Raw genomic sequence first — 21,763 nt, forward strand, 5'->3', positions numbered from 1 at the left:
AAATTATGACGATCGAAGTGAAAGTTCCCGACATCGGCGATTTTTCCGACGTGCCCGTTGTGACCGTTCTGGTCAGCGTGGGTGACGTGATTGCCGCAGAAGACCCGATTATCGAGCTGGAGAGCGACAAGGCCACATTGGAAGTGCCTTCGCCCGCCGCAGGGAAAGTGGCCGAGATCAAGGTGTCCGAAGGCGATACGGTGTCCGAAGGCTCGCTGATCTTGATGCTGGAAGGTGACGGTGCGGGGGCTGACACCTCCGCCGCCGCGCCCATTGCCGACGCGGCTCCAACTCCTGACGCGACCCCAGCCCCCTCGCCTGCACCTGCTGCTGCTCCGGCAACGGTAACGGATGCGGGCTTTGGCAAGGCCCATGCCAGCCCGTCGGTTCGCGCCTTTGCGCGCCAGTTGGAAATTGATCTGGCACGGGTCAACGGATCGGGCCGCAAGGGTCGCATCCTGCGCGAAGACGTGACCGCTTTCCTGAAATCGCAATCCGCGCCCGCAAGCGGGGGTGCCGTCAGCGGCGGCATGGGCATACCGCCGATTCCCGCCGTGGACTTCTCGAAATTCGGTCCCACCGAAGATGTGGAAATGCCGCGTATCAAGAAACTGTCCGGCCCGGCCCTTCACCGGTCCTGGCTGAACATCCCGCATGTCACCCATAACGAAGAAGCCGACATCACCGATCTGGACGCTTACCGCCGCGAGCTGGACGCGCAGGCCAAGGAAGACGGCTATCGCGTCACGCTTCTGTCCTTCGTGATCAAGGCCAGCGTGTCGGCGCTAAAGCAGCACTGGGAAGTTAACTCGTCGATCCACCCCGACGGCGACAAACTGATCCGCAAGGATTTCTATAACATCGGCTTTGCGGCGGATACGCCCAACGGTCTGATGGTGCCGGTGATCAAGGATGCCGACCGCAAGGGGATCATCGAGATATCCAAGGAACTGGGCGATCTGTCTGCCAAGGCACGCGACGGCAAGCTGAAGGGCGATGATATGTCGGGGGCAACTTTCACGATCTCGTCCTTGGGCGGGATCGGCGGCACGTCATTCACCCCCATCGTCAACGCGCCCGAGGTCGCCATTCTGGGCCTGACCCGGTCGAAAATGGCACCCGTCTGGAACGGGGAAGAGTTCGTGCCGCGCAACATGCAGCCGCTCAGCCTGTCCTATGACCACCGCGCCATCGACGGCGCATTGGCGGCGCGCTTCTCGGCAACACTGAAACACCTGCTCGGCGATGTGCGCCGGCTGATGCTGTAAGGGGAACGAAGACATGGATGTGAAAGTTCCTGATATTGGCGATTTCTCGGATGTGCCAGTCATTGGCATTCTGGTCGCTGTCGGCGACACGGTTGCCGCAGAAGACCCGTTGTTGGAGTTGGAAAGCGACAAGGCCACCATGGAAGTCCCATCGCCTGCCGCAGGTGTGGTGAAGGAAATCAAGGTGTCCGAAGGCGACAAGGTGTCCGAAGGCTCGGTCATCATGGTGCTGGACGCCGCCGATGCGGGCGATGCGCCTGCCGAGGCAGCACCGGAAGCTACACCCGCAGAGGCTCCTGCCTCCGTTGCCGCCACAGGCACCGCGACCGGTCCCGGTGACATTCACGGCGAAGTGGTCGTGCTGGGCTCCGGCCCCGGTGGTTACACCGCCGCCTTCCGCGCCGCCGATCTTGGCAAAAAGGTCGTGTTGATCGAAAAGGATGCATCGCTGGGTGGGGTATGCCTGAACGTGGGCTGTATCCCGTCGAAGGCCTTGCTGCACGCGGCCAAGGTCATCACCGAGGCTGAAGAGATGGGCGAACACGGCATCAGCTTTGCCAAACCCAAGATCAAGCTGAACGACCTGCGCGACTGGAAATCCTCGGTGGTGAACGGGCTGACCGGCGGTCTGTCGGGTCTGGCGAAAGCCCGCAAGGTGCATGTCGTGAACGGCTATGGCCGCTTCTCTGGCCCGAATATGATCGAGGTGCAGACCGATGATGGCCTGACCAAAGTCAGCTTTGACCAATGTATCATCGCGGCGGGTTCCGAACCCGTCACCCTGCCCTTCATCCCGCATGACGACCCGCGCGTGATCGATTCAACCGGCGCGTTGGAGCTTGAGGACATTCCCAAGCGCCTGCTGGTGCTGGGCGGCGGCATCATCGGGCTGGAAATGGCCACGGTCTATGATGCGCTTGGGTCGAAAGTGACGATTGTCGAGTTCATGGACCAGATCATTCCGGGCGCGGACAAGGACATCGTGAAACCGCTGCACAAGCGGATCGAGGGGCGGTATGAAGCGATCCTGACCAAGACGAAAGTCACAGCCGTCGAGGCACAAAAAAAAGGCCTTAAGGTCACGATGGAAGGCCCGGACGGTGAAAAAACCGATACGTTTGACAAGGTGTTGGTCGCGGTTGGCCGCAAACCCAACGGCAAAACGGTCGACGCCGAAAAGGCAGGTGTCGCCGTGGACGACCGCGGTTTCATCAACGTGGACAACCAACAGCGCACAGGCGTGGCACACATCTTTGCCATCGGCGATGTGGTCGGCCAACCGATGCTGGCGCATAAAGCGGTGCATGAAGGCAAAGTGGCCGCAGAGGTCGCCGCCGGCGAAAAGCGCTTCTTTGACGCGCGCGTCATTCCTTCGGTCGCCTATACCGACCCCGAAGTGGCCTGGGTCGGCCTGACGGAAACCGAAGCCAAGGCACAAGGCATCAAGGTCGGCAAGGGCAGCTTCCCTTGGGCAGCCTCGGGCCGGTCACTGTCGCTGGGACGTTCGGAAGGGATCACCAAACTGATCTTCGACGAGGAGGACGACCGGGTGATCGGCGCGGGCATTGTCGGCCCCAACGCGGGCGATCTGATTGCCGAGGTCGCGCTGGCGATTGAGATGGGTGCGGATGCGGTCGATCTGGGTCACACCATCCACCCGCACCCGACCCTGTCGGAAACGGTGAACTTCGCCGCCGAAATGTTCGAGGGCACAATCACCGACCTGATGCCGCCGAAGAAGCGCAAGAAGTGATGGGCGGCCCTAGCCGGGCCAACCAAACAGACAGGGCGCGCCCATCTTGGCGCGCCTTGTCCCGTATTCCAGCCCTTACTCCAGCCCCCTTGGAATGGGGCAAACCTAACACGAGCATCCTTCATGCAAGACTTCATCATCCTTGCCATCGCGGCCTATGCGGCGGGCGTTTTGAACACCATCGCCGGTGGCGGCACGTTCCTGACCCTGCCCGCGCTGGTCTTTACCGGCGTGCCGGTTGTCGCCGCGAACGCCACCAGCGCCGTTGCGGTTTTCCCCGGCTATCTGGGCGGCGCGATGGGGTTCCTACCTGAATTGCGCAGCTTCGACCGCAAGCTGATGGTCAAGCTGACCTTGATCACGCTGGCGGGCGGGGTTGTCGGGGCTGGTCTGCTTCTGATTTCATCGGACAAAGCATTCTCAGCCGTGGTGCCGTTTCTGCTGCTCGCCGCGACGTTGGTTTTTCTTTTTGGCAATCAGTTGCGCGACTGGAGCGCGAAGCACAGCCGATCCGTCACCCCCTACGGTGCGCTGGGGCTATTTCTGGTCAGCGTCTATGGCGGCTATTTCAACGGCGGGTTGGGGATTGTCCTTCTGGCACTGTTCGCGCTTTGGGGCATGTCCAACATCCACCAGATGAACGGGTTGAAAAACGGGCTGTCCTTCGCGCTGTCCGCCATCTCGGTCGCGATCTTCGCGCTGGCGGGGCTGGTCGCATGGCCGCAGGCGCTGGTGATGATGGTGGCATCCACCATCGGCGGATACACCGGCGCACCCTTGGCCCGCGCGATCCCGGTGCCTGTGCTGCGCCTGATCATAGCCATCATCGGTTTCTCGATGAGCGCCGTTTTCTTCTATCGTTTCCTTGTCGGCTGATCGGTCACGGCATCACCCTGTGCAGATACATAAGCCGCGCCGACATGTCACAACGTGATCGCCAGCAACACACGCGCGCCCCAACGGAAAAAGGGAAGCGACAAAGCCCCTTCCCTTTTTGCCAGCTTGTCAGATCAGAGGATCAGTGACCACCATCTGATTGCAAGGCGGCTTCGACCAGCTCTTCTTCCGAGATCTCCTTGGTGCCGTTGAACACCATGTTCAACACAACCGAAGAAATTGCGGCCAGCAGAATGCCGGAGTGGATCAGCGGTTCGATCGAGTGCGGAAGCCACATGGTGAAATCAGGCGCGATCAAGGGGATCATACCAAGACCCAGTGAAATGGCGACGATCAGACCGTTATAGCGGTTGGTCTTGAAGTCAACACCACCCAGGATACGAACACCCGTGGCCGCAACCATGCCGAACATCACCAGACCGGCTCCACCAAGAACGGCGACCGGCAGGGCCTCGACCAAAGCGCCCATTTTAGGCACCAGACCCAGCACGATCATGATCGCACCCCCCGCCACGCAGACATAGCGCGACCGAATGCCCGTCACACCAACAAGGCCGACATTCTGGCTGAACGATGTATAGGGGAAGGTGTTGAACACCCCGCCGATCAGCGTGCCCAGACCATCGGTCCGAAGACCAGCCGACAAGGACGGACGTTCGATCTTCTTGCCGCACATCTCGCCCAGGGCCAGGAACATGCCGGTCGATTCAATCATCACGACGATCATGACAAGCGTCATGGTCAGGATCATGATGGGGTCGAAAATCGGAAGGCCAAAGCGGAAAGGCGTGATCAGGGCAAACCAGCCCGCATCGCCCACACTGTCGAAATGCATCATGCCGATCGAGGCGGCAAAAACCGCACCCACGATAATGCCCAACAGAACCGAAATGTTGGCCAGAAAGCCGGTTGCGTATTTCATCACAACAATAATGGTCAACAGCACAAGGCCCGAGATCATCATGTTTTGCGGGGTTGCGTAACGCGGATTGTCCACGGTCGGCGCCACGGTCAGACCTTCGGGTATCGCCGGGATTGAACCGCTTGCAAGCATGCCGCGCACTTCTTCAAGCCATGCGGTATGGGCGGGATCGACAATCTCGGGCGCCGTGGGGCCGACAGGCAGACCGAAGATCCAGTTGATCCCGACGCGCATCAGGGTGACACCGATCACAAGAATGATCGTGCCTGTCACCACCGGTGGGAAGAATCGCAACATGCGACTGACCAAGGGCGCAATCAGCATCGCGATGATACCGGCGCCAATAATGGCTCCGAAGATCATTCGCGCGCCATCCACACCTGGATTGGCCACGGCAATCGACACCATCGGCCCGACCGATGCAAAAGTCACACCCATCATGACGGGCATCTTGATGCCAAACCATTTGGAGGCCCCCAGCGACTGGATGATGGTGACGACTCCGCAGACAAACAGGTCAGCCGAGATCAGGAACGCCACCTGTTCAGGGTTCAGCTTCAGGACACGCCCGACGATCAGCGGCACCGCGATGGCACCGGCATACATCACCAGAACGTGTTGTAATCCCAAGGTAAATAATTTCGCGGGTGGCAGTTTTTCGTCAACTGCATCCACGTCTGTAGATAGTGCAGACACTTGTATTCTCCTCCGATAATTTTTGGTTTTTTCGGGGCTGGACCACTCTTGCGGCGGTTGTCCAACCCCTGGACCGGGTGGTCAGCCGTAGCTGGACACCGCAGACCCCGCCAACGCGGCGGTATTCAACAGACCGCGCACGGTGATCGAGGGCGTGACGATATGCACCCGATTTCCCATCCCCATCAGGATCGGGCCGACTTCAAGCCCGCCGGCGACGGCTTTCAGGATGTTGCGCGTGGCCCCGGCTGCATCTGTGTTGGCATAGACCAGCACATTTGCCTTGCCGGTCAGACGTCCACCCGGGAACAGGCGTTCGCGCAGTTCCGGGTCAAGGGCAGCATCGGTGTGCATCTCACCCTCGTATTCGAAATCCAGCGGCTGCTGATCCAGAATATCCAGCGCTCCGCGCATCGCCCGTCCCGACGCGCTGTCCAGATTGCCGAATTGCGAGCCCGAACACAGCGCGACCCGTGGCTCGATTCCGAAACGGCGCACGTGACGGGCGGCGGCCACGACAATTTCCGAGAGTTGTTGCGCATCCGGTGTGATGTTCACATGGGTGTCCGCGATGAACAGTGGTCCTTGATCCAGGATCATCAGCGACAGCGCACCGACCGGGTGAAGCTCGCCTTCCGCCAGCAGGTTGGTGGCGTAATTCAGATGCCAGCGAAACTCGCCGAACGTGCCGCAGATCATGCTGTCAGCTTCGCCGCGACGCACCATCACGCCCGCGATGGCGGTGGTATTGGTGCGCAGGATGGCACGTGCCAGATCAGGTGTGACGCCCTTGCGTGCCAGAACTTCGTGATAGGTTTCCCAATAATCGCGATAGCGCGGGTCATTTTCCGGGTTCACGAGTTCGAAATCCTGGCCCGGCTTGATCTTCAATCCTTCCCGTTCCAATCGTGCTTCAACGACTTCGGGACGACCAATCAGGATCGGCGTATCGACCCCGTCTTCCGCCATTGTTTGGGCCGCGCGCAACACGCGCTCATCCTCGCCTTCGGCAAAGACGATCCGGCGCTTGGCGGCGCGGGCAGCGTCGAACACACGGCGCATGATGGAATAGGACCGGAAGACTTCGCCTTGAAGCGTGGTCTTGTATTCGTCCAGATCAAGTTCGCGCGTTGCAACACCAGATGCAATGGCGGCCCGTGCCACGGCGGTCGCAATAGTCGGTAACAGGCGCGGATCAAACGGTTTCGGGATCAGATATTCCGGCCCGAAGGTCAAACGCTCGCCGCGATAGGCGACACCCACTTCCGCCGAAGTCGTTACCCGCGCCAGACCCGCAATCGCCTCGACACACGCCAGCTTCATTTCGTCGTTGATCTCGGTCGCGCCACTGTCCAGCGCACCGCGGAAAATGAACGGGAAACACAGCACGTTGTTCACTTGGTTCGGATAATCCGACCGGCCTGTCGCAATCAGCGCACCGGGCGCAACCTCGCGTGCCTCTTCCGGCATGATCTCGGGTGTCGGGTTGGCCAGCGCGAAAATGATCGGATCATCCGCCATTTTCGCGACCATCTCTTTGGTCAGCAAGCCGGGGCCAGACACGCCAAGGAACAGGTCCGCCCCGACCATCGCATCATCAGTGGTGCGCATGTCGGTGTCGCGGGCAAATTCCTGCTTTTGCTTGTTCAGGTCAGAGCGGCCCGTGTGAACCACGCCCTTGCTGTCCAACATGGTGATATGTTGTTTCTTGACGCCCATCACCATCAGCATTTTCAGACACGCAATGCCCGCAGCCCCCGCACCAAGGGCCACAACCTTGATCTTGGCCACATCCTTCTTCGCCACGATCAGCGCGTTGAAAGCCGCCGCCGAGGCGACAATCGCGGTGCCGTGCTGGTCATCGTGAAACACCGGAATGTTCATTTTCTTCCGACAAAGTTCTTCGACCAGAAAGCAGTCCGGCGCCTTGATATCCTCAAGGTTCACCGCCCCGAAAGTGGGTTCCAGCTTGGCAACAATCTCGGCCAGCTTTTCGGGGTCGGTTTCGTTGACCTCGATATCAAAGCAATCAATGCCGGCGAATTTCTTGAACAGAACGGCCTTGCCTTCCATCACGGGCTTGGACGCCTGCGCACCGATATTGCCCAGCCCCAGAACCGCCGTCCCGTTGGAAATCACCGCCACCAGATTTCCCTTGGACGTATAGCGCGCGGCATCCGCCGGGTTCTTTTCGATCTCAAGACACGCCTCGGCCACGCCGGGGCTGTAGGCGTTCGACAGGTCGCGCCCCGTCGCCATCGGCTTGGTGGCGCGGATCTCCAGTTTTCCGGGCTTCGGAAACTCGTGGTAATCCAAGGCTTCCTGACGTTTGTCGGCGCTTTTATTGTCCAGTGCCATGTTCTGTTCCTCCTCCAAGGTGCGGGCCAAAAAGGTCCCCGCTTTCAGCATGTTATGGGTTTCCCCCACCTGTTGTCATGCTGATACTAACCGCAAACGGCTGGATCGTGTTGATTGGTGGTCGCTGCCTACTGCACCGAAACCGTCATCTGCTTAGAAATCGACCTCGATCGCGATGCCCTTTTCAATCGCCAGATCGACGACCTTTGACGCAACCGCGAGGTCTTGCAGACCAACACCGGTGCCGTCAAACAGGGTTACTTCATCGTCCGATGTGCGGCCGGGGTGGCCCCTGTTGATGACCGCGCCAATTTCCGAGATGTCGGCCTGCTTCAGCGAGCCATCGGCAATCGCGTGTTGCGCTTCGCCAATGCTGATCGACTGGGCGATTTCATCGGTGAACACAGTGGCACGCGCGACAAGGTTGGCGTCGACCTCTTGCTTGCCCTTGGTGTCTGTGCCCATGCAGGCAATGTGCGTGCCGGGTTTGACCTGCGCATCCTTCAGGATCGCCGCTTGGCTGGACACGATCGTCACAATCACATCCGACTGGGCGCCAAGTTCATCAAGGCTGACGCTTTCGAACGGCAGTCCCAGTTCGTCCGCGACCTTCTCAAGCGAGGCCAGCTTTTCCGGCGTGCGGTTCCAGGCGACGACCTTCTCAAAACTGCGCTGCTCGGCCACGGCTTGCAGTTGGAACGTGGCTTGATGCCCTGCCCCGATCATGCCCAGAACCTTGCTGTCTTTGCGCGCCAGATGGGCGACGGACACGGCAGCCGCAGCCGCAGTGCGTAGCGCGGTCAACAGGTTGCCCCCGACGACGGCGCGGCATTTGCCGGTGTCGGCGTCAAACAGGAACACTGTCGATTGGTGGTTGGTCAGGCCTTTCTCCGCATTGCCGGGCCAATAGCCACCTGATTTCAAACCGAGGTTCAGCGCCGCCCGGTCAAACCCGGATTTGAACCCGTAAAGGGCATCGGCATGACCAATCGCCTCGCGGATCACCGGGAAGTTATAGGCAGACCCGCCCGCCATCGAGGCGAAAACCTGTTCGACCGCGTCGAAATTGTCTTTGCGCGTCACAAGGGCGGCGATTTCTTTTTCGGGAACGATAAACATCTGGTTCTATCCTTTGAAAAGTGATGGGGCCGAAGCCCCACCAGTTTTGTAAAGTCAGCTTAGTAAGCCTTGCCGCGCGCCGACACCGGCCAGACGGTTTCGACCTTGCCGTTCCGCACGCCGACATACCAATCATGCACGTTGCAGGTCGGATCACAGTGACCGGGCACCAGCTTCAGCTTGTCGTTCACCTTCAACGCGCCGTTCGGGTCGGCAACCACGCCGTGTTCGTCCGAGCATTTCAGGTATTCGACATCGTCACGACCATAGACCGTGGGCAGGCCGCTATCGACCGACTGCGCTTTCAGACCAGCGTCCACGATTGCCTTGTCAGCTTTCGAATGGCTCATCACCGTGGTCAGGATGAACAGCGCGTTTTCCCATTCGCCATCGTCGATGCGCTTGCCATCCTTGTCGAGGATACGGCCGTAATCGGCGTCCATGAAGGCATAGGATCCGCATTGCAGCTCGTTATACACGCCCGAGGCGCTTTCGAAATAATACGACCCGGTGCCACCGCCGCCAACGATGTCACAGTCCAGACCATTGCTTTTCAGACCCTGAACAGCGTCGGCAACCTGCGCGATGGCCGCGTCCAGCTTTTCCTTGCGGTCTTCATACAGGTCCATGTGCTGCATTGCGCCCTGATAGGCTTGGATGCCCGCGAACTTCAGGTTCGGGGCGGCGTCGATCAGCTTGGCGATGTTCACCACGTCTTGCGTGGTGCTGACGCCGCAACGGCCCGCACCGCAGTCGATCTCGACCAGCGCCTCCAGCTCGGTGCCCGCTGCAACAGCCGCATCTGACAGCGCTTTGACGTTCTCTGGGTCATCCACACAGACCAGAACCCGCGCGCCCAGTTTCGGCATTTCGGCCAGACGTTTGATCTTGGCCGGTTCCGTCACTTGGTTCGAAACCATCACGTCCTTGATGCCGCCACGGGCGAACACTTCGGCTTCCGAGACCTTCTGGCAGCACACGCCGCAGGCGGCGCCAAGATCTTGTTGCAGCTTCAGAACGTCCACGGATTTGTGCATCTTGCCATGGGCGCGGTGGCGCATCCCATGCGCCTTGGCATAGTCGCCCATCTTCTTGATGTTGCGTTCCAGCGCGTCAAGATCAAGGATCAGGCACGGTGTCTGGATGTCCGCCTCGTCCATGCCGGGTTTGGCGGGAATGTCGAAACCCACGTCGAACTTCGAATAATCAGTCGGTGCATTCATTGTTCTGTCTCCCAATCAGGTGTTCAGCCACGGCAATCTGTCCAGATCGACATTGCCGCCAGTGATGATGATGCCAACACGTTTGCCTTTGAACGTGCCGGGGTTTTTCAGGATCGTTGCCAGAGGCACAGCGGATGACGGCTCCATCACGATACGCAGGTGCTTCCAGGTGATTTTCATCGCCTCGACGATCTCGGGGTCCGAGGCCGTATAGATGTCGGACACGTGGTTTGACACGAACTGCCACGTCAGATCTTTCAGGGGCACCAGAAGACCGTCGGCGATGGTCTTGGGCGCGTCGTCGGCAATGATGTGCCCCGCCTTGAAGCTGCGATAGGCATCGTCCGCCTGTTCCGGTTCCGCCGCGATGATCTTGGTTTCCGGCGCAAGGTTGGACAGCGTCAGGCAGGTGCCGGAAATCATGCCGCCGCCGCCAATGGGCGCAACCGCAAAGTCCAGTCCATCCAACTGCTCTATCATCTCTTTCGCGCAAGTCCCCTGCCCCGCAATCACGCGCGGATCGTTATAGGGGTGCACGAAATCGCCGCCGGTTTCAGCCTGCACCTTGGCGAAAGTCTCTTCGCGCGAGGTGGTCGACGGCTCGCATTCGGTGATCTTGCCACCATAACGGCGCACCGTGTCTTTCTTGGCCTGCGGCGCGGTGTGCGGCATGACCACATTGCATGGAATACCGCGCAGCATGGCCGCATAGCTCAGACAGGACGCATGGTTGCCCGACGAATGCGTCGCCACACCCTTCTTGGCTTGTTCGTCATTCAGTCCGAACACCGCGTTCGAAGCGCCGCGCACCTTGAACGCGCCGGGTTCCTGAAAGTTCTCGCACTTGAAGAACAGCTCCGCGCCGGTCAACTCGTTCAGGTAATCGGACGTGCGGATCGGGGTGCGGCGGATATGCGGTTTGATCCGCTCATGCGCGTCCAGCATGTCCTGATAGGTCGGGATATACATCTTTGCCCCCTTACGCGGCTTTGCTCATGGCAAGCTGGTTGGCGCGATAGTATTCCTGCGCCGCAGCAACGCCGGACCCCAGTTTGATATCCAGCCCCAGATCGACCATGCACATTTCGGCGGTCGCCAGACCCGACAAGGTCATAACGTCGGTCAGGCTGCCCAAATGGCCGATGCGAAACACCTTGCCTGCAACCTCGCCCAGACCCACACCAAAGGCGACGCCGTATTTGTTGGCGGCATGGGTGACAATGTCCGTAGCGTTGAAGCCCTCGGGCGTGCGAATGGCGCTGACCGTGTCCGACTGCACGTCTTTCGACACGGCGCACAACTCAAGCCCCCACGCGCTGACCGCCTGACGCACACCTTCCGCGATGCGGTGGTGACGGGCAAAGACGTTTTCCAGACCTTCATCCAGCAGCATCTTGCACGCTTCGTTCAGACCGTTCAAAAGACCAACCGCCGGCGTATAGGGATAGGCGTTGTTCGCATAGCCATTGCCCATGTCGCGCACGTCAAAAAAGGTGCGCGGCAGCGTGGCGGTTTCCAGCGCGGCCATGGCTTTCGGCGAAAAGCCAACGATGGCCAGACCAGCGGGCAGCATGAAGCCTTTTTGCGAGCCGGTCACGGCAATATCCACGCCCCATTCGTCCATCCGAAAATCCATTGACGCGATCGAGCTGACGCCATCAACAAACAACATCGCCGGGTGGTTTGCGGCGTCCAGAGCCTTGCGCACGGCGGCAATGTCCGAGCGAACACCGGTGGCGGTTTCGTTATGCGTTGCCAGAACCACCTTGATCTCGTGGTCGGCGTCGGCCTTCAGGATGTCGGCATATTTGTCGGCAGGCAGGCCGGCCCCCCAGGGGGTTTCGACAATCTGCACGTCCAGACCATGACGTTGGCACATATCAATCCAGCGGTGGCTGAACATGCCGTTTCGCGCGGCCAGAACCTTGTCACCGGCAGAAAGCGTGTTGGTCAGCGCGGTTTCCCAACCACCGGTTCCGGTCGAGGGAAAGATGAATACCTTGGCGGTTTCGCTTTTCAGAACCTTCTTCACACCCTCCAGCGCCGGATGCAAAATTTGCCCGAACAAGGGTGAGCGGTGGTCCAGCGTCGGCATATCGACAGCCTTGCGCAGGCTCTCGGGCATATTGGTCGGACCGGGAATGAAAACGGGGTTCTGAAAGCTCATGATTCTGCCCTCCTAATTGGCGGTTTCCACAACAGTAGCGAAGGGGCTGATCCCTTGATATATTTTTGAAAAAGTGTTTCATTATTGGGGTAATCATATCATTATTATTGATTATCAATGGTTTGACTTTTTCACTTGTCGCGCATGACTTTCAATATTTTCCAGAAGGTCTTGTTGGTTTTGTTCGAAGGGAATGAAAATGGAAACCCCGAAACGGCGGATGGGTCGCCCTAAAAACTTCAACTCCAATGAAAAGCAGACCACCATTCTGGCGCTGGATCGGGCTTTGGATGTGGTGGATGCGCTGGCCCATGCGAACGGCATGACCTTGTCACAGCTGTCAGCGCATTTGGACCAATCCCCGGCAACGATGCACCGGGTTCTTGCCACCTTGCATGCCAGGAATTTCGTTGAAATGGATGAGCGCGCCCAGACCTGGCACATCGGATCGGCCGCGTTCCGTATGGGATCGGCCTTCCTGCGGCGCAGCAGTATCGTGGAACGCAGCCGGCCCATCATGCGCGAGCTGATGGAGGCAACCGGAGAGACCTCGAATCTTGGGATCGAACGCAATGGCGTGGTGATGTTCATCAGTCAGGTTGAAACGCAGGAATCCATCCGCGCGTTTTTTCCGCCTGGCACCCTGTCACCCATGCACGCCTCTGGTATCGGGAAAGCACTGCTTTCCTGTTATTCCGAGACACGCACCAATCAATATTTGCGTATGGCAGAATTGACCCGGTTCACCGAGAAGACGATCATTTTGCCGGACATGTTGAAAAACGAACTGACAGTCATCCGCGAAAAAGGCTGGGCGTTTGACGACGAGGAAAAGGCCGAAGGCATGCGCTGCATCGCCGCCCCGATCCGGGATATCTATGGCGAGGCGGTGGCGGGGGTCTCAATCTCCGGCCCCACCCACCGGATACCGAAAAGCGAGGTCGAGAGGATCGGCGCACTGGTTTCGGACGTGGCCGCTCAAGTTTCGCGCGGCCTTGGGTCGTCCTAGAATTTGGCCGCGCTCAGCGTCATGTGCCGGTTCACGTCCTTATAAAGCAGATACCGGAACGGCCCCGGTCCACCAGCATAGCACGCCTGCGGGCAGAAGGCGCGCAGCCACATGTAATCGCCGGCCTCAACTTCGACCCAGTCCTGGTTCAGGCGATAGACCGCTTTGCCTTCCAGCACATAAAGCCCGTGTTCCATCACATGGGTTTCGGCAAAGGGGATGACCCCGCCCGGTTGGAAGGTGACAATCGTCACATGCATGTCATGGCGCAGGTCGTTGGGGTCCACAAAGCGGCTGGTCGCCCACGCGCCGTCAGTGTCGGGCATGGCGGTGGGTGTCACGTCATTTTCATTGGTGACGAACGCCTCTGGTGCGTCCAGACCCTCGACCGCCTGATAATGCTTGCGAATCCAGTGAAACCGGACCGGCACGGAGCCGTTGTTGCGCAGGGTCCAGTTGGCGTGCGGGGGCAGGAAGGCATACCCGCCCTCACCCATCTCATGCGCTATGCCATCAATCGTCAGGGTCATGCCCCCTTCGACCACGAACAACACCGCTTCGACGCCAGCTTCCGTCTCGGGATGGTTGCTGCCACCGCCCGGCAGCACTTCTGCGATATATTGCGAGAAGGTTTCGGCAAAGCCCGACAATGGCCGCGATAACACCCAGAACCGCGCGTCGTCCCAGAACGGCAGAATGCTCGTCACGATATCGCTATACGTCCCCTTGGGGATAACCGCGTAGGCTTCGGTAAACATCGCCCGGTCGGTCAGAAGCTGGGTCTGAGGGGGCAACCCTCCGTTCGGGGCGTAATAGCTCGATTTCGACATGCCAAGGCTTTCTGCAAAGGGTTTCGGGGTTGGCTTTCCCCCATAATGCCGCCAACGGACAGATTAATCTTTCCCATTGTCCATGAAGGATTATTAGCAAATTTTTGAAAGTCGTAGCGCCGGATCAAAAAACGACAAAAGGTTTGTGGGGTCAAGCCAGCGCGCCCATGGCGTGACGCGACACGAAACGTTCAATATCGGCGTCTGTTGGTTTCTGCCCTGTGAATACTTCAACATATCCGGGCATCCGGGCAAATCGTTGCGCGCGGCTTTCCGTAACCTGCATCGAGATATAGCCGATTTGCGTATAGATCATGGTCAGAGCGCGGATTTCGGCCTCGGCGGGGTCGAACCCGAAGCGCAGAAATATGCCCTCCATCGCTTCTTTCCTGCGCGCGTCCGCTTGATCCAGCCGGATTTGCAGGGCTGGATCATTGCGGGCCCAATTTCGGATCGCCAGATCCAGACGGGAGTCGAACAGCGTGTCGTCAAGCCAGCAGTCAAACAGGTTGAAGATCGCCTCGAAAATATTTTCGGCATAGGCTTCGCAGCGGGTCACAAGGTTGCCGGTGTTGGTGTCTTCCCAATAGCGGATCATCGCCTCCAACAGCGCTTCACGATCTTTGAAATGCCAATAAAAACTGGTGCGGGTCAGGCCCAGCCGTTTGGCCAGCGGCATGATTTTCACCGCCTCGACCCCGCTTTCGGTCAACACGTCATAGGCCGCTTTCAGCCAGATGTCTTCGGTGGCGCTTGGCCGAGAGGGGTCAACGATATTCATAGTCAGAGTTATAGATTTGCTTGACAGGTATGTCAATTCTGCGGACAGATATGTCAATACAGTGAGTCGAAAGGCAACAGCAATGGGTCATGTGCCAGAAACAGCACGCAAAGCCCGGCGGCGTTCTCGGGGCGGCGATCAAGCGGCACGCAGCGGTGCTCCCGGCCAGAACCCACAGCTTGAGGTGCCGTTCATCACCCGCGGCATTCCGACCTATGACCTTTTGGGCGACGACAGTCTGGCGCAGATCGAAGCGACAGCCGACCGCATCCTTGCCGAGATCGGAATCGAGTTTCGCGACGATCCCGAAACCGTGCGTCTGTTCCGCACCGCCGGTGGTCACGTCAACGACCTGACCGCCGACAGTTGGAACATCAAATTCGAACCGGGCATGATCCGCGATATCCTGAAAACCGCACCGGCCCGGTTCACGCAACATGCCCGAAACCCCGCGCGCTCGGTCGAAATTGGTGGCGAAGCGGTGGTGTTCGCACCCTCCTATGGCTCGCCTTTCGTCATGGACCTCGACAAAGGCCGCCGCTATGGCACGATCGAGGATTTCCGCAATTTCATCAAGCTGGGCCAGTCCAGCCCGTGGCTGCACCATTCCGGGGGGACGATCTGCGAACCGACAGACATCGCGGTGAACAAGCGGCATCTGGATATGGTCTATTCCCATATCCGCTATTCCGACCGCGCGTTTCTTGGCTCGATCACCGCGCCGGAACGGGCCGAAGACAGCATCGAGATGTGCCGCATCCTGTTCGGTGCGGACTTCGTTGACCAGAACTGTGTCATAATGGGCAATTTCAACACGACGTCGCCCTTGGTGCTTGATGGCGTGACAACTCAAGGCATCCGCGCCTATGCACGGGCCGGACAAGGGTCGATCCACTTGCCTTTCCTGCTGGGCGGTGCGGTGTCGCCGCTGACGATGGCGGGGTCCGTCGCGCAATGTCTTGCCGAAAGCATGGTGTCCTGTGCGCTGACCCAACTTGTGCGCCCCGGCGCGCCTGCGGTGCTGGCATCTTTCCTCAGTTCAATGTCACTTCGGTCCGGCTCGCCCACCTTCGGCACGCCGGAACCCGCGCTGGGGTCGCTGGTGATGGGGCAATTGGCCCGTCGCCTGAACATGCCGCTGCGCTGTGCGGGAAATTTCTCGACCTCGAAATTGCCCGATGCGCAGGCGATGCAGCAATCCATGATGTCGATGATGTCGGCGGTGCAATGCGGCGCGAACTACGTTCTGCATTCAGCCGGGTTCCTCGATGGGCTGTTGTCGATGTCCTACGAGAAATTTATCATGGACACCGACCTGTGCGGCGCGCTTCACGCCTATCTGAAAGGGGTCGAGGTGAACGAGGACACGCTTGCCTTCGACGCCTTGGCGGAAAAAGGTCCGGGCGAGCATCTGTTCTCGACCGCGCACACGATGCGGCACTACAAGACCGCCTATTGGGACAGCGCAATGGACGACAACCAGCCATGGGAAACTTGGGATGAACAAGGTGGGATTGACGCCGCCACCCGCGCCAATTCGCGTTGGAAAGAACAACTGAACGCCTATCAGACACCCCCGCTTGACCCCGGAAAAGACGAAGCTCTTCAGGAGTTCATGGCGAAGAAGAAAGCGTCGATGCCAGACGCGTGGTATTGAGGTTAAGCCTATGTCAAAGGATCCGTTGCTCCAGCCCTATCAACTCAAGCACCTGACGCTCAGGAACCGGATCATGACCACAAGTCATGAACCTGCTTACCCCGAAGACGGGATGCCGAAGGAGCGCTATGCGGCCTATCACGCCGAACGCGCCAAGGCCGGTGTGGCGCTGACCATGACCGCAGGATCGGCTGCGGTGTCGAAAGACAGCCCACCGGTGTTCAATAACATTCTGGCGTATAAGGACGAGGTGGTGCCGTGGATCAGAAACCTGACCGATGCCTGCCACGACCATGGTTGCGCGGTGATGATCCAACTGACCCATCTGGGTCGTCGCACCGCGTGGAACAAGGGTAATTGGCTGCCCTCGGTTTCGTCGTCAAAGCATCGCGAACCTGCGCACCGCGCCTTTCCCAAACTGATCGAGGATTGGGACATCGACCGCATCATCACCGATTTTGCCGACGCCGCCGAACGGATGCAGGTGGGCGGCATGGACGGGATCGAATTGCAGGTTTATGGCCATTTGCTGGATCAGTTCTGGTCGCCGCTGACCAACGATCTGATCGGGCCATACGGTGCCGATACGCTTGAGAACCGGTTGCGCTTTCCGATGGATGTTCTTGACGCAATCCGCAAACGCGTGGGCAACGACTTCATCGTCGGCTTCCGCTACACGGCGGACGAGGCGCAAAAAGGAGGCATCACCGCCGAGGATGGGATCGAGATTTCCAGACGGCTCGCCGTCACCGGGCAGGTCGATTTCCTGAACGTGATCCGTGGGCGCATTCACACCGATCCGGCGATGACCGACGTTATCCCGGTGCAGGGGATGAAAAATGCCCCGCATCTGGATTTTGCAGGTGAAGTCCGGAAAGCCACTGGAATGCCGACCTTCCACGCCGCGAAAATTCCCGATGTGGCGACGGCGCGCCATGCGGTGCAGGCTGGGCTTCTGGATATGGTCGGCATGACTCGGGCGCATATGGCTGATCCGCATATCGTGCGCAAGATCATCGAAGGGCGCGAGGATGACATCCGCCCCTGTGTCGGTGCGACATATTGCCTTGATCGTATCTATCAGGCGGGCGACGCGCTGTGCATGCACAACGCTGCCACCGGGCGCGAATTGACCATGCCGCATGACATTCCGCCCGCCAAGACCCGCAAGAAAGTGGTGGTCGTGGGCGCTGGCCCCGGTGGGTTGGAAGCCGCCCGCGTCGCTGCCGAACGCGGCCACGAGGTCATCGTGTTCGAAGCCGCCGCCGATCCCGGTGGGCAGGTGCGCCTGACCGCACAAAGCCCGCGCAGGCGCGAAATGATCTCGATCATCGACTGGCGCATGGCGCAATGTGCCGCGCGCGACGTGGAGTTTCGGTTCAACACATGGGCCGAGGCTGACGACATCACCGCCCTGATCCCCGATGTGGTGATCGTGGCAACCGGCGGCCTGCCTAACACGGAACTTTTTGAAACCGGGACCGAGCAAGCGAATGTCGTTACCTCGTGGGACATCATCTCGGGCGACGTGAAGCCTGCCGACAATATCCTGATCTATGACGAAAGCGGCGATCATCCGGGGCTTCAGGCTGCTGAAATCGCGGCGCTGGCCGGATCGAAGGTCGAGGTGATGACCCCCGACCGCGTGTTTGCCCCCGACATCATGGCGATGAACCTTGTGCCCTATATGCGCGCGTTGCAGGATAAGGATGTGACCTTCACCGTGACCCGGCGGCTTTTGGATGTGAAACGCGATGGCAACAAGCTGACCGCGGTCATTGGCACAGATTACAGCGACCACACCCATGACGCGCAGTATGATCAGGTCGTGGTGAACTATGGCACCCTGCCGCTGGACGATCTCTATTTCGATTTGAAGCCGATGTCGTCAAACGGCGGGGCGGTGGATTACGAGGCCCTGATCGACGGTCAGCCACAAACCATGGATCGCAACCCGGATGGCACCTTCCAACTGTTTCGCATTGGCGATGCCGTCTCGGCCCGCAACACCCATGCGGCGATCTATGACGCGCTTCGGTTGGTAAAGGACATCTGAATGCGGTCTTCGAAAACCATTCACGTCATCTCGGCCCATGCCGAAGGCGAAGTGGGTGACGTGATCGTGGGCGGCGTTCTGCCTCCGCCCGGCGAAACAATCTGGGAACAGAGCCGCTGGATCGCCCGCGACCAGACCCTGCGCAATTTCGTCCTGAACGAACCGCGCGGCGGGGTCTTTCGGCATGTGAACCTGCTGGTGCCTCCCAGACACCCCGACGCACAGGCCGCGTGGATTATCATGGAACCCGAGGACACCCCGCCGATGTCCGGTTCGAATTCAATCTGTGTCGCAACCGTGCTGCTGGACGCGGGTTTGGTCCCAATGCAGGAACCAGAAACACATATGGTGCTGGAGTCACCCGGCGGGCTGGTCCGCGTCAGGGCAGACTGCAAAAACGGCAAGGCCGAGCGCATTCATGTGCAGAACGTCCCATCCTTCGCTGCCGAACTCGACCAGACGCTTGCGGTCGATGGCCTTGGCACACTGACCGTCGATACCGCCTATGGCGGTGACAGTTTCGTTATCGTGGATGCCGCAGCGCTCGGTTTTTCGCTGACCGAAGACGAGGCGCGTGACATCGCAAAACTTGGCGTCCGCATCACCAATGCCGCCAATCAGCAATTGACGTTTTCGCACCCGGACAATCCTGACTGGCGGCATTTCTCGTTCTGTCTGTTTGCCGGGCCATTGGTCAAGGACGCTGAGGGATTGAACACCAAGGCGGCCGTCGCGATCCGGCCTGGCAAGGTCGACCGCTCCCCCACCGGCACAGCCCTTTCGGCGCGAATGGCGGTTCTGCGCGCCCGCGGCCTGATGAATGTGGGCGACCGGCTGACGGTCCAATCCATCATCGGCTCGACCTTCTCAGGCACCATTCTTGGCGAAACCACAATTGGTGATTGCCCGGCCATTATTCCTGAAATTTCTGGCCGGGGCTGGATCACCGGCATTCACCAACACATGCTTGATCCCTCCGACCCATGGCCCGAGGGCTATCGGATCTCGGACACGTGGGGTGCGGGCTGAACGGTGCATGAAGAAATGGCCGAGTTCCCCCATATCTTTCAGCCGGTGCAATTGCGGCACAAGACCTTGAAAAACCGGCTGGTGTTTGGCGCGCATACCACGAACATGGCGCAGGATGGTCTGCCCGGCGAACAGCATCTGGCCTATTATGTTGAACGCGCCATGGGCGGTGCGGCGATGATCGTGGTTGAACCGATGCCAGTGCATCCCGCCGCCGTCCTCACCCGTGGCAATTTCCGGCCTGGCTCGGACACGGTCATACCGCATTTCCGGCGCATCACCGAAGCGTGCCAGGCCCACGGCACCGTGATGATCCAGCAGCTTTACCATGTTGGCGCACATGGTGATGGCGACAATTCCTGGCACGCCCACTGGTCGCCGTCGGGCGGCCCCAGTTATCACGACAGCGACGGCAGTCACGAAATGACCGAGACCGAGATTGAGGACACAATCGAAGGGTTTGTCCAGGCCGCCATCCGCTGCCAGAAAGCCGGGTTCGACGGGGTCGAGGTCTGGGCCGCCTATCACGGTCTTCTGGATCAGTTCTGGACGCCATTTTCCAATCAGCGCAGCGATAGTTGGGGCGGCAGTCTTGAAAATCGCACGCGCGCCTCGCGCGAGGTGCTGCGCCGCATTCGTGACGCCTGTGGCAATGACTTCGTCATCGGTTTGGCCGTCAATGACGAACCGGATGTCGAAGCCGCTCTGACCAAGGAAGACACCGCCCGGATTGTCGCTCTGCACGATGCCGAGGGGTTGATGGATTACGTCACCTGCGGCACGGGCGGCTATTTCGATTTCTACAAGCTGATGCCGACCTTTCTTTACGGCGAAAAGCTGGGGGTCGATCTGGCGGCTATGTTAAAGGGCGTGGTGAAGAATGCTCTCGTCACCGCCGAAAGTCACATCCGAACACCGCAAAACGCAAACACCGTTCTGGGCGCAGGCGAGGCCGATCTGGTGTCCATCGTGCGCGGCCAGATTGCCGATCCGCATCTGGTCAACAAGGCCAGGAGGGGACGGGCGGATGACATTCGCGGCTGCATCTCCTGTAACCAGCAATGTTGGGGGCGGCGCAGCCGTGACTATTACATTTCGTGCCTGATCAACCCCTCTGCCGGGCATGAATATCTGTGGGGCGGAGACAGGTTTGATCCGGCACCCAATTCAAAATCCGTTCTTGTTGTCGGCGGTGGCCCCGCCGGGCTTGAGGCCGCCCGCGTGGCCGCAGAACGCGGGCATCGCGTCGCGCTGGCCGAAGCCGGGCCAAGGTTGGGCGGGCAATTCCGCTTGGCCGGATTGCAGCCGCGCCGGGGCCAGATCAGCGAGTTGATCGACTGGTATGAACGGCAACTGACCCAGCTTGGTGTCGATCTGCGTTTCAACACTTGCATGGATGAAGGCGACATAACAGCATTGGGCGCTGACAAAGTGGTGCTGGCGACCGGATCACTGCCCGCCGAAACGGGCTTCCAAAAGGCGCTGCCGCATCTGACCGGCCTTCCGGGTCTGGAAAAGGGCAATGTCTGCTCGGTCGAGGATGTGATGATGCAAACGGTGCGGCCGGGCCCGCGTGTCGTTGTGCTGGACGAAGGCGGCAATTGGCGCGGCTGTGGCACAGCTTGGCGGCTGGCCGAGGACGGCCATGAGGTGACGATTGTCACCCCCGCCGCGATGATCGGCAAGGAACTGGAACGCTCGGCCACCGACTGGCCGCTCCGGCGGACGCTGGCCCAGTTGGGCGTGCGCTTCGTGACCGATGCCGCAATCAGCGAATGGACCGCCAACGGCGCGATCGTGCAATCCCTGTTGACGGGTCAAACCGAACCTCTCGCGGCCGACACGCTGGTACTGGCCACGACAAACATCGCCGACACCAGCCTTCGCACGGCGTTAGACGTGATGGGCATTCTCACCCACACCATCGGCGACGCCAATGCGCCCCGCAATGCGGCCTTGGCGATATACGAGGGGCGACAGGCTGGCCGCGCGATTTGA

The 21,763-nt window shown here is 59.7% G+C and carries 16 protein-coding genes; 8 read left to right on the forward strand and 8 right to left on the reverse strand.

The genetic code is table 11. The features are described from left to right. The first annotated feature begins 5 nt into the window (after positions 1-5). The 3 genes from aceF to AC13C8_RS06795 all read left to right on the forward strand — a co-directional run bounded on the left by aceF (position 6) and on the right by AC13C8_RS06795 (position 3,897). Positions 6-1,268, forward strand: coding sequence for a dihydrolipoyllysine-residue acetyltransferase (gene aceF / locus AC13C8_RS06785; protein WP_091432917.1), 1,263 nt, complete (start codon positions 6-8; stop codon positions 1,266-1,268). Between the two features lie 13 nt (positions 1,269-1,281). Next, complete coding sequence (lpdA, locus tag AC13C8_RS06790) at positions 1,282-3,021, forward strand: dihydrolipoyl dehydrogenase (protein ID WP_482846817.1); 1,740 nt, start codon at positions 1,282-1,284, stop codon at positions 3,019-3,021. Between the two features lie 123 nt (positions 3,022-3,144). Then, positions 3,145-3,897: a sulfite exporter TauE/SafE family protein gene (locus AC13C8_RS06795; RefSeq protein ID WP_482846818.1), complete on the forward strand. Its 753-nt coding sequence runs from the start codon at positions 3,145-3,147 to the stop codon at positions 3,895-3,897. Positions 3,898-4,039: 142 nt separating this feature from the next. Here the strand turns inward: AC13C8_RS06795 and AC13C8_RS06800 are convergent, their stop codons facing one another. From AC13C8_RS06800 to bhcA, 6 genes are all read right to left on the reverse strand, one after another. Continuing rightward, positions 4,040-5,536 (reverse strand): nucleobase:cation symporter-2 family protein, encoded by a 1,497-nt coding sequence (locus tag AC13C8_RS06800; protein WP_091432908.1) that lies wholly within the window; start codon positions 5,534-5,536, stop codon positions 4,040-4,042. Between the two features lie 81 nt (positions 5,537-5,617). Continuing rightward, positions 5,618-7,894, reverse strand: coding sequence for an NADP-dependent malic enzyme (locus tag AC13C8_RS06805; RefSeq protein WP_482846819.1), 2,277 nt, complete (start codon positions 7,892-7,894; stop codon positions 5,618-5,620). Positions 7,895-8,047: 153 nt separating this feature from the next. Further along, complete coding sequence (gene bhcD / locus AC13C8_RS06810) at positions 8,048-9,013, reverse strand: iminosuccinate reductase BhcD (protein WP_482846820.1); 966 nt, start codon at positions 9,011-9,013, stop codon at positions 8,048-8,050. A gap of 59 nt (positions 9,014-9,072) precedes the next feature. Beyond that, positions 9,073-10,236 carry a 3-hydroxy-D-aspartate aldolase BhcC gene (bhcC, locus tag AC13C8_RS06815; protein WP_482846821.1) on the reverse strand — a complete coding sequence of 388 codons (1,164 nt, stop codon included), beginning with the start codon at positions 10,234-10,236 and terminating at the stop codon, positions 9,073-9,075. A gap of 15 nt (positions 10,237-10,251) precedes the next feature. After that, positions 10,252-11,205, reverse strand: coding sequence for a beta-hydroxyaspartate dehydratase BhcB (gene bhcB, locus AC13C8_RS06820; RefSeq protein WP_482846822.1), 954 nt, complete (start codon positions 11,203-11,205; stop codon positions 10,252-10,254). Positions 11,206-11,215: 10 nt separating this feature from the next. Continuing rightward, positions 11,216-12,403, reverse strand: coding sequence for an L-aspartate--glyoxylate aminotransferase BhcA (gene bhcA, locus AC13C8_RS06825; RefSeq protein ID WP_482846823.1), 1,188 nt, complete (start codon positions 12,401-12,403; stop codon positions 11,216-11,218). Positions 12,404-12,602: 199 nt separating this feature from the next. Between bhcA and bhcR the strand changes: the two genes are divergently transcribed. Beyond that, positions 12,603-13,412, forward strand: a complete 810-nt coding sequence (gene bhcR, locus AC13C8_RS06830) for an HTH-type transcriptional regulator BhcR (RefSeq protein WP_482846824.1) — start codon at positions 12,603-12,605, stop codon at positions 13,410-13,412. Here the strand turns inward: bhcR and AC13C8_RS06835 are convergent. Both AC13C8_RS06835 and AC13C8_RS06840 read right to left on the reverse strand, forming a co-directional pair. Then, on the reverse strand, positions 13,409-14,242 hold the full coding sequence (locus AC13C8_RS06835) for a bifunctional allantoicase/(S)-ureidoglycine aminohydrolase (RefSeq protein ID WP_482846825.1): 834 nt from the start codon (positions 14,240-14,242) through the stop codon (positions 13,409-13,411). The genes bhcR and AC13C8_RS06835 overlap by 4 nt on opposite strands. A gap of 151 nt (positions 14,243-14,393) precedes the next feature. Then, positions 14,394-15,023 carry a TetR/AcrR family transcriptional regulator gene (locus tag AC13C8_RS06840; RefSeq protein ID WP_091432889.1) on the reverse strand — a complete coding sequence of 210 codons (630 nt, stop codon included), beginning with the start codon at positions 15,021-15,023 and terminating at the stop codon, positions 14,394-14,396. A gap of 82 nt (positions 15,024-15,105) precedes the next feature. On the opposite strand from AC13C8_RS06840, the gene AC13C8_RS06845 reads away from it, so the two are divergent. From AC13C8_RS06845 to AC13C8_RS06860, 4 genes are read left to right on the forward strand one after another with little or no spacing between them, the layout of a single operon-like run. Further along, complete coding sequence (locus AC13C8_RS06845; protein WP_482846826.1) at positions 15,106-16,680, forward strand: trimethylamine methyltransferase family protein; 1,575 nt, start codon at positions 15,106-15,108, stop codon at positions 16,678-16,680. Between the two features lie 10 nt (positions 16,681-16,690). Beyond that, positions 16,691-18,736, forward strand: a complete 2,046-nt coding sequence (locus AC13C8_RS06850; RefSeq protein ID WP_091432884.1) for an oxidoreductase — start codon at positions 16,691-16,693, stop codon at positions 18,734-18,736. After that, on the forward strand, positions 18,737-19,765 hold the full coding sequence (locus AC13C8_RS06855) for a trans-3-hydroxy-L-proline dehydratase (RefSeq protein WP_482846827.1): 1,029 nt from the start codon (positions 18,737-18,739) through the stop codon (positions 19,763-19,765). 15 nt (positions 19,766-19,780) lie between these two features. After that, positions 19,781-21,763, forward strand: a complete 1,983-nt coding sequence (locus tag AC13C8_RS06860) for an oxidoreductase (RefSeq protein WP_482846828.1) — start codon at positions 19,781-19,783, stop codon at positions 21,761-21,763.

It is taken from the genome of Aliiroseovarius sp. B-4, from assembly GCF_056857795.1.

What these genes read in the sequence shown, in the direction of transcription:
- AC13C8_RS06855 (WP_482846827.1), top strand. Translation starts at nt 18,737, where the DNA reads ATGCGGTCTTCGAAAACCATTCACGTCATCTCGGCCCATGCCGAAGGC.
- bhcB (WP_482846822.1), bottom strand. Translation starts at nt 11,205, where the DNA reads ATGTATATCCCGACCTATCAGGACATGCTGGACGCGCATGAGCGGATC.
- bhcA (WP_482846823.1), bottom strand. Translation starts at nt 12,403, where the DNA reads ATGAGCTTTCAGAACCCCGTTTTCATTCCCGGTCCGACCAATATGCCC.
- bhcC (WP_482846821.1), bottom strand. Translation starts at nt 10,236, where the DNA reads ATGAATGCACCGACTGATTATTCGAAGTTCGACGTGGGTTTCGACATT.
- bhcR (WP_482846824.1), top strand. Translation starts at nt 12,603, where the DNA reads ATGGAAACCCCGAAACGGCGGATGGGTCGCCCTAAAAACTTCAACTCC.
- lpdA (WP_482846817.1), top strand. Translation starts at nt 1,282, where the DNA reads ATGGATGTGAAAGTTCCTGATATTGGCGATTTCTCGGATGTGCCAGTC.
- aceF (WP_091432917.1), top strand. Translation starts at nt 6, where the DNA reads ATGACGATCGAAGTGAAAGTTCCCGACATCGGCGATTTTTCCGACGTG.
- AC13C8_RS06850 (WP_091432884.1), top strand. Translation starts at nt 16,691, where the DNA reads ATGTCAAAGGATCCGTTGCTCCAGCCCTATCAACTCAAGCACCTGACG.
- AC13C8_RS06845 (WP_482846826.1), top strand. Translation starts at nt 15,106, where the DNA reads ATGGGTCATGTGCCAGAAACAGCACGCAAAGCCCGGCGGCGTTCTCGG.
- AC13C8_RS06795 (WP_482846818.1), top strand. Translation starts at nt 3,145, where the DNA reads ATGCAAGACTTCATCATCCTTGCCATCGCGGCCTATGCGGCGGGCGTT.
- AC13C8_RS06860 (WP_482846828.1), top strand. Translation starts at nt 19,781, where the DNA reads ATGGCCGAGTTCCCCCATATCTTTCAGCCGGTGCAATTGCGGCACAAG.
- AC13C8_RS06840 (WP_091432889.1), bottom strand. Translation starts at nt 15,023, where the DNA reads ATGAATATCGTTGACCCCTCTCGGCCAAGCGCCACCGAAGACATCTGG.
- AC13C8_RS06835 (WP_482846825.1), bottom strand. Translation starts at nt 14,242, where the DNA reads ATGTCGAAATCGAGCTATTACGCCCCGAACGGAGGGTTGCCCCCTCAG.
- bhcD (WP_482846820.1), bottom strand. Translation starts at nt 9,013, where the DNA reads ATGTTTATCGTTCCCGAAAAAGAAATCGCCGCCCTTGTGACGCGCAAA.
- AC13C8_RS06805 (WP_482846819.1), bottom strand. Translation starts at nt 7,894, where the DNA reads ATGGCACTGGACAATAAAAGCGCCGACAAACGTCAGGAAGCCTTGGAT.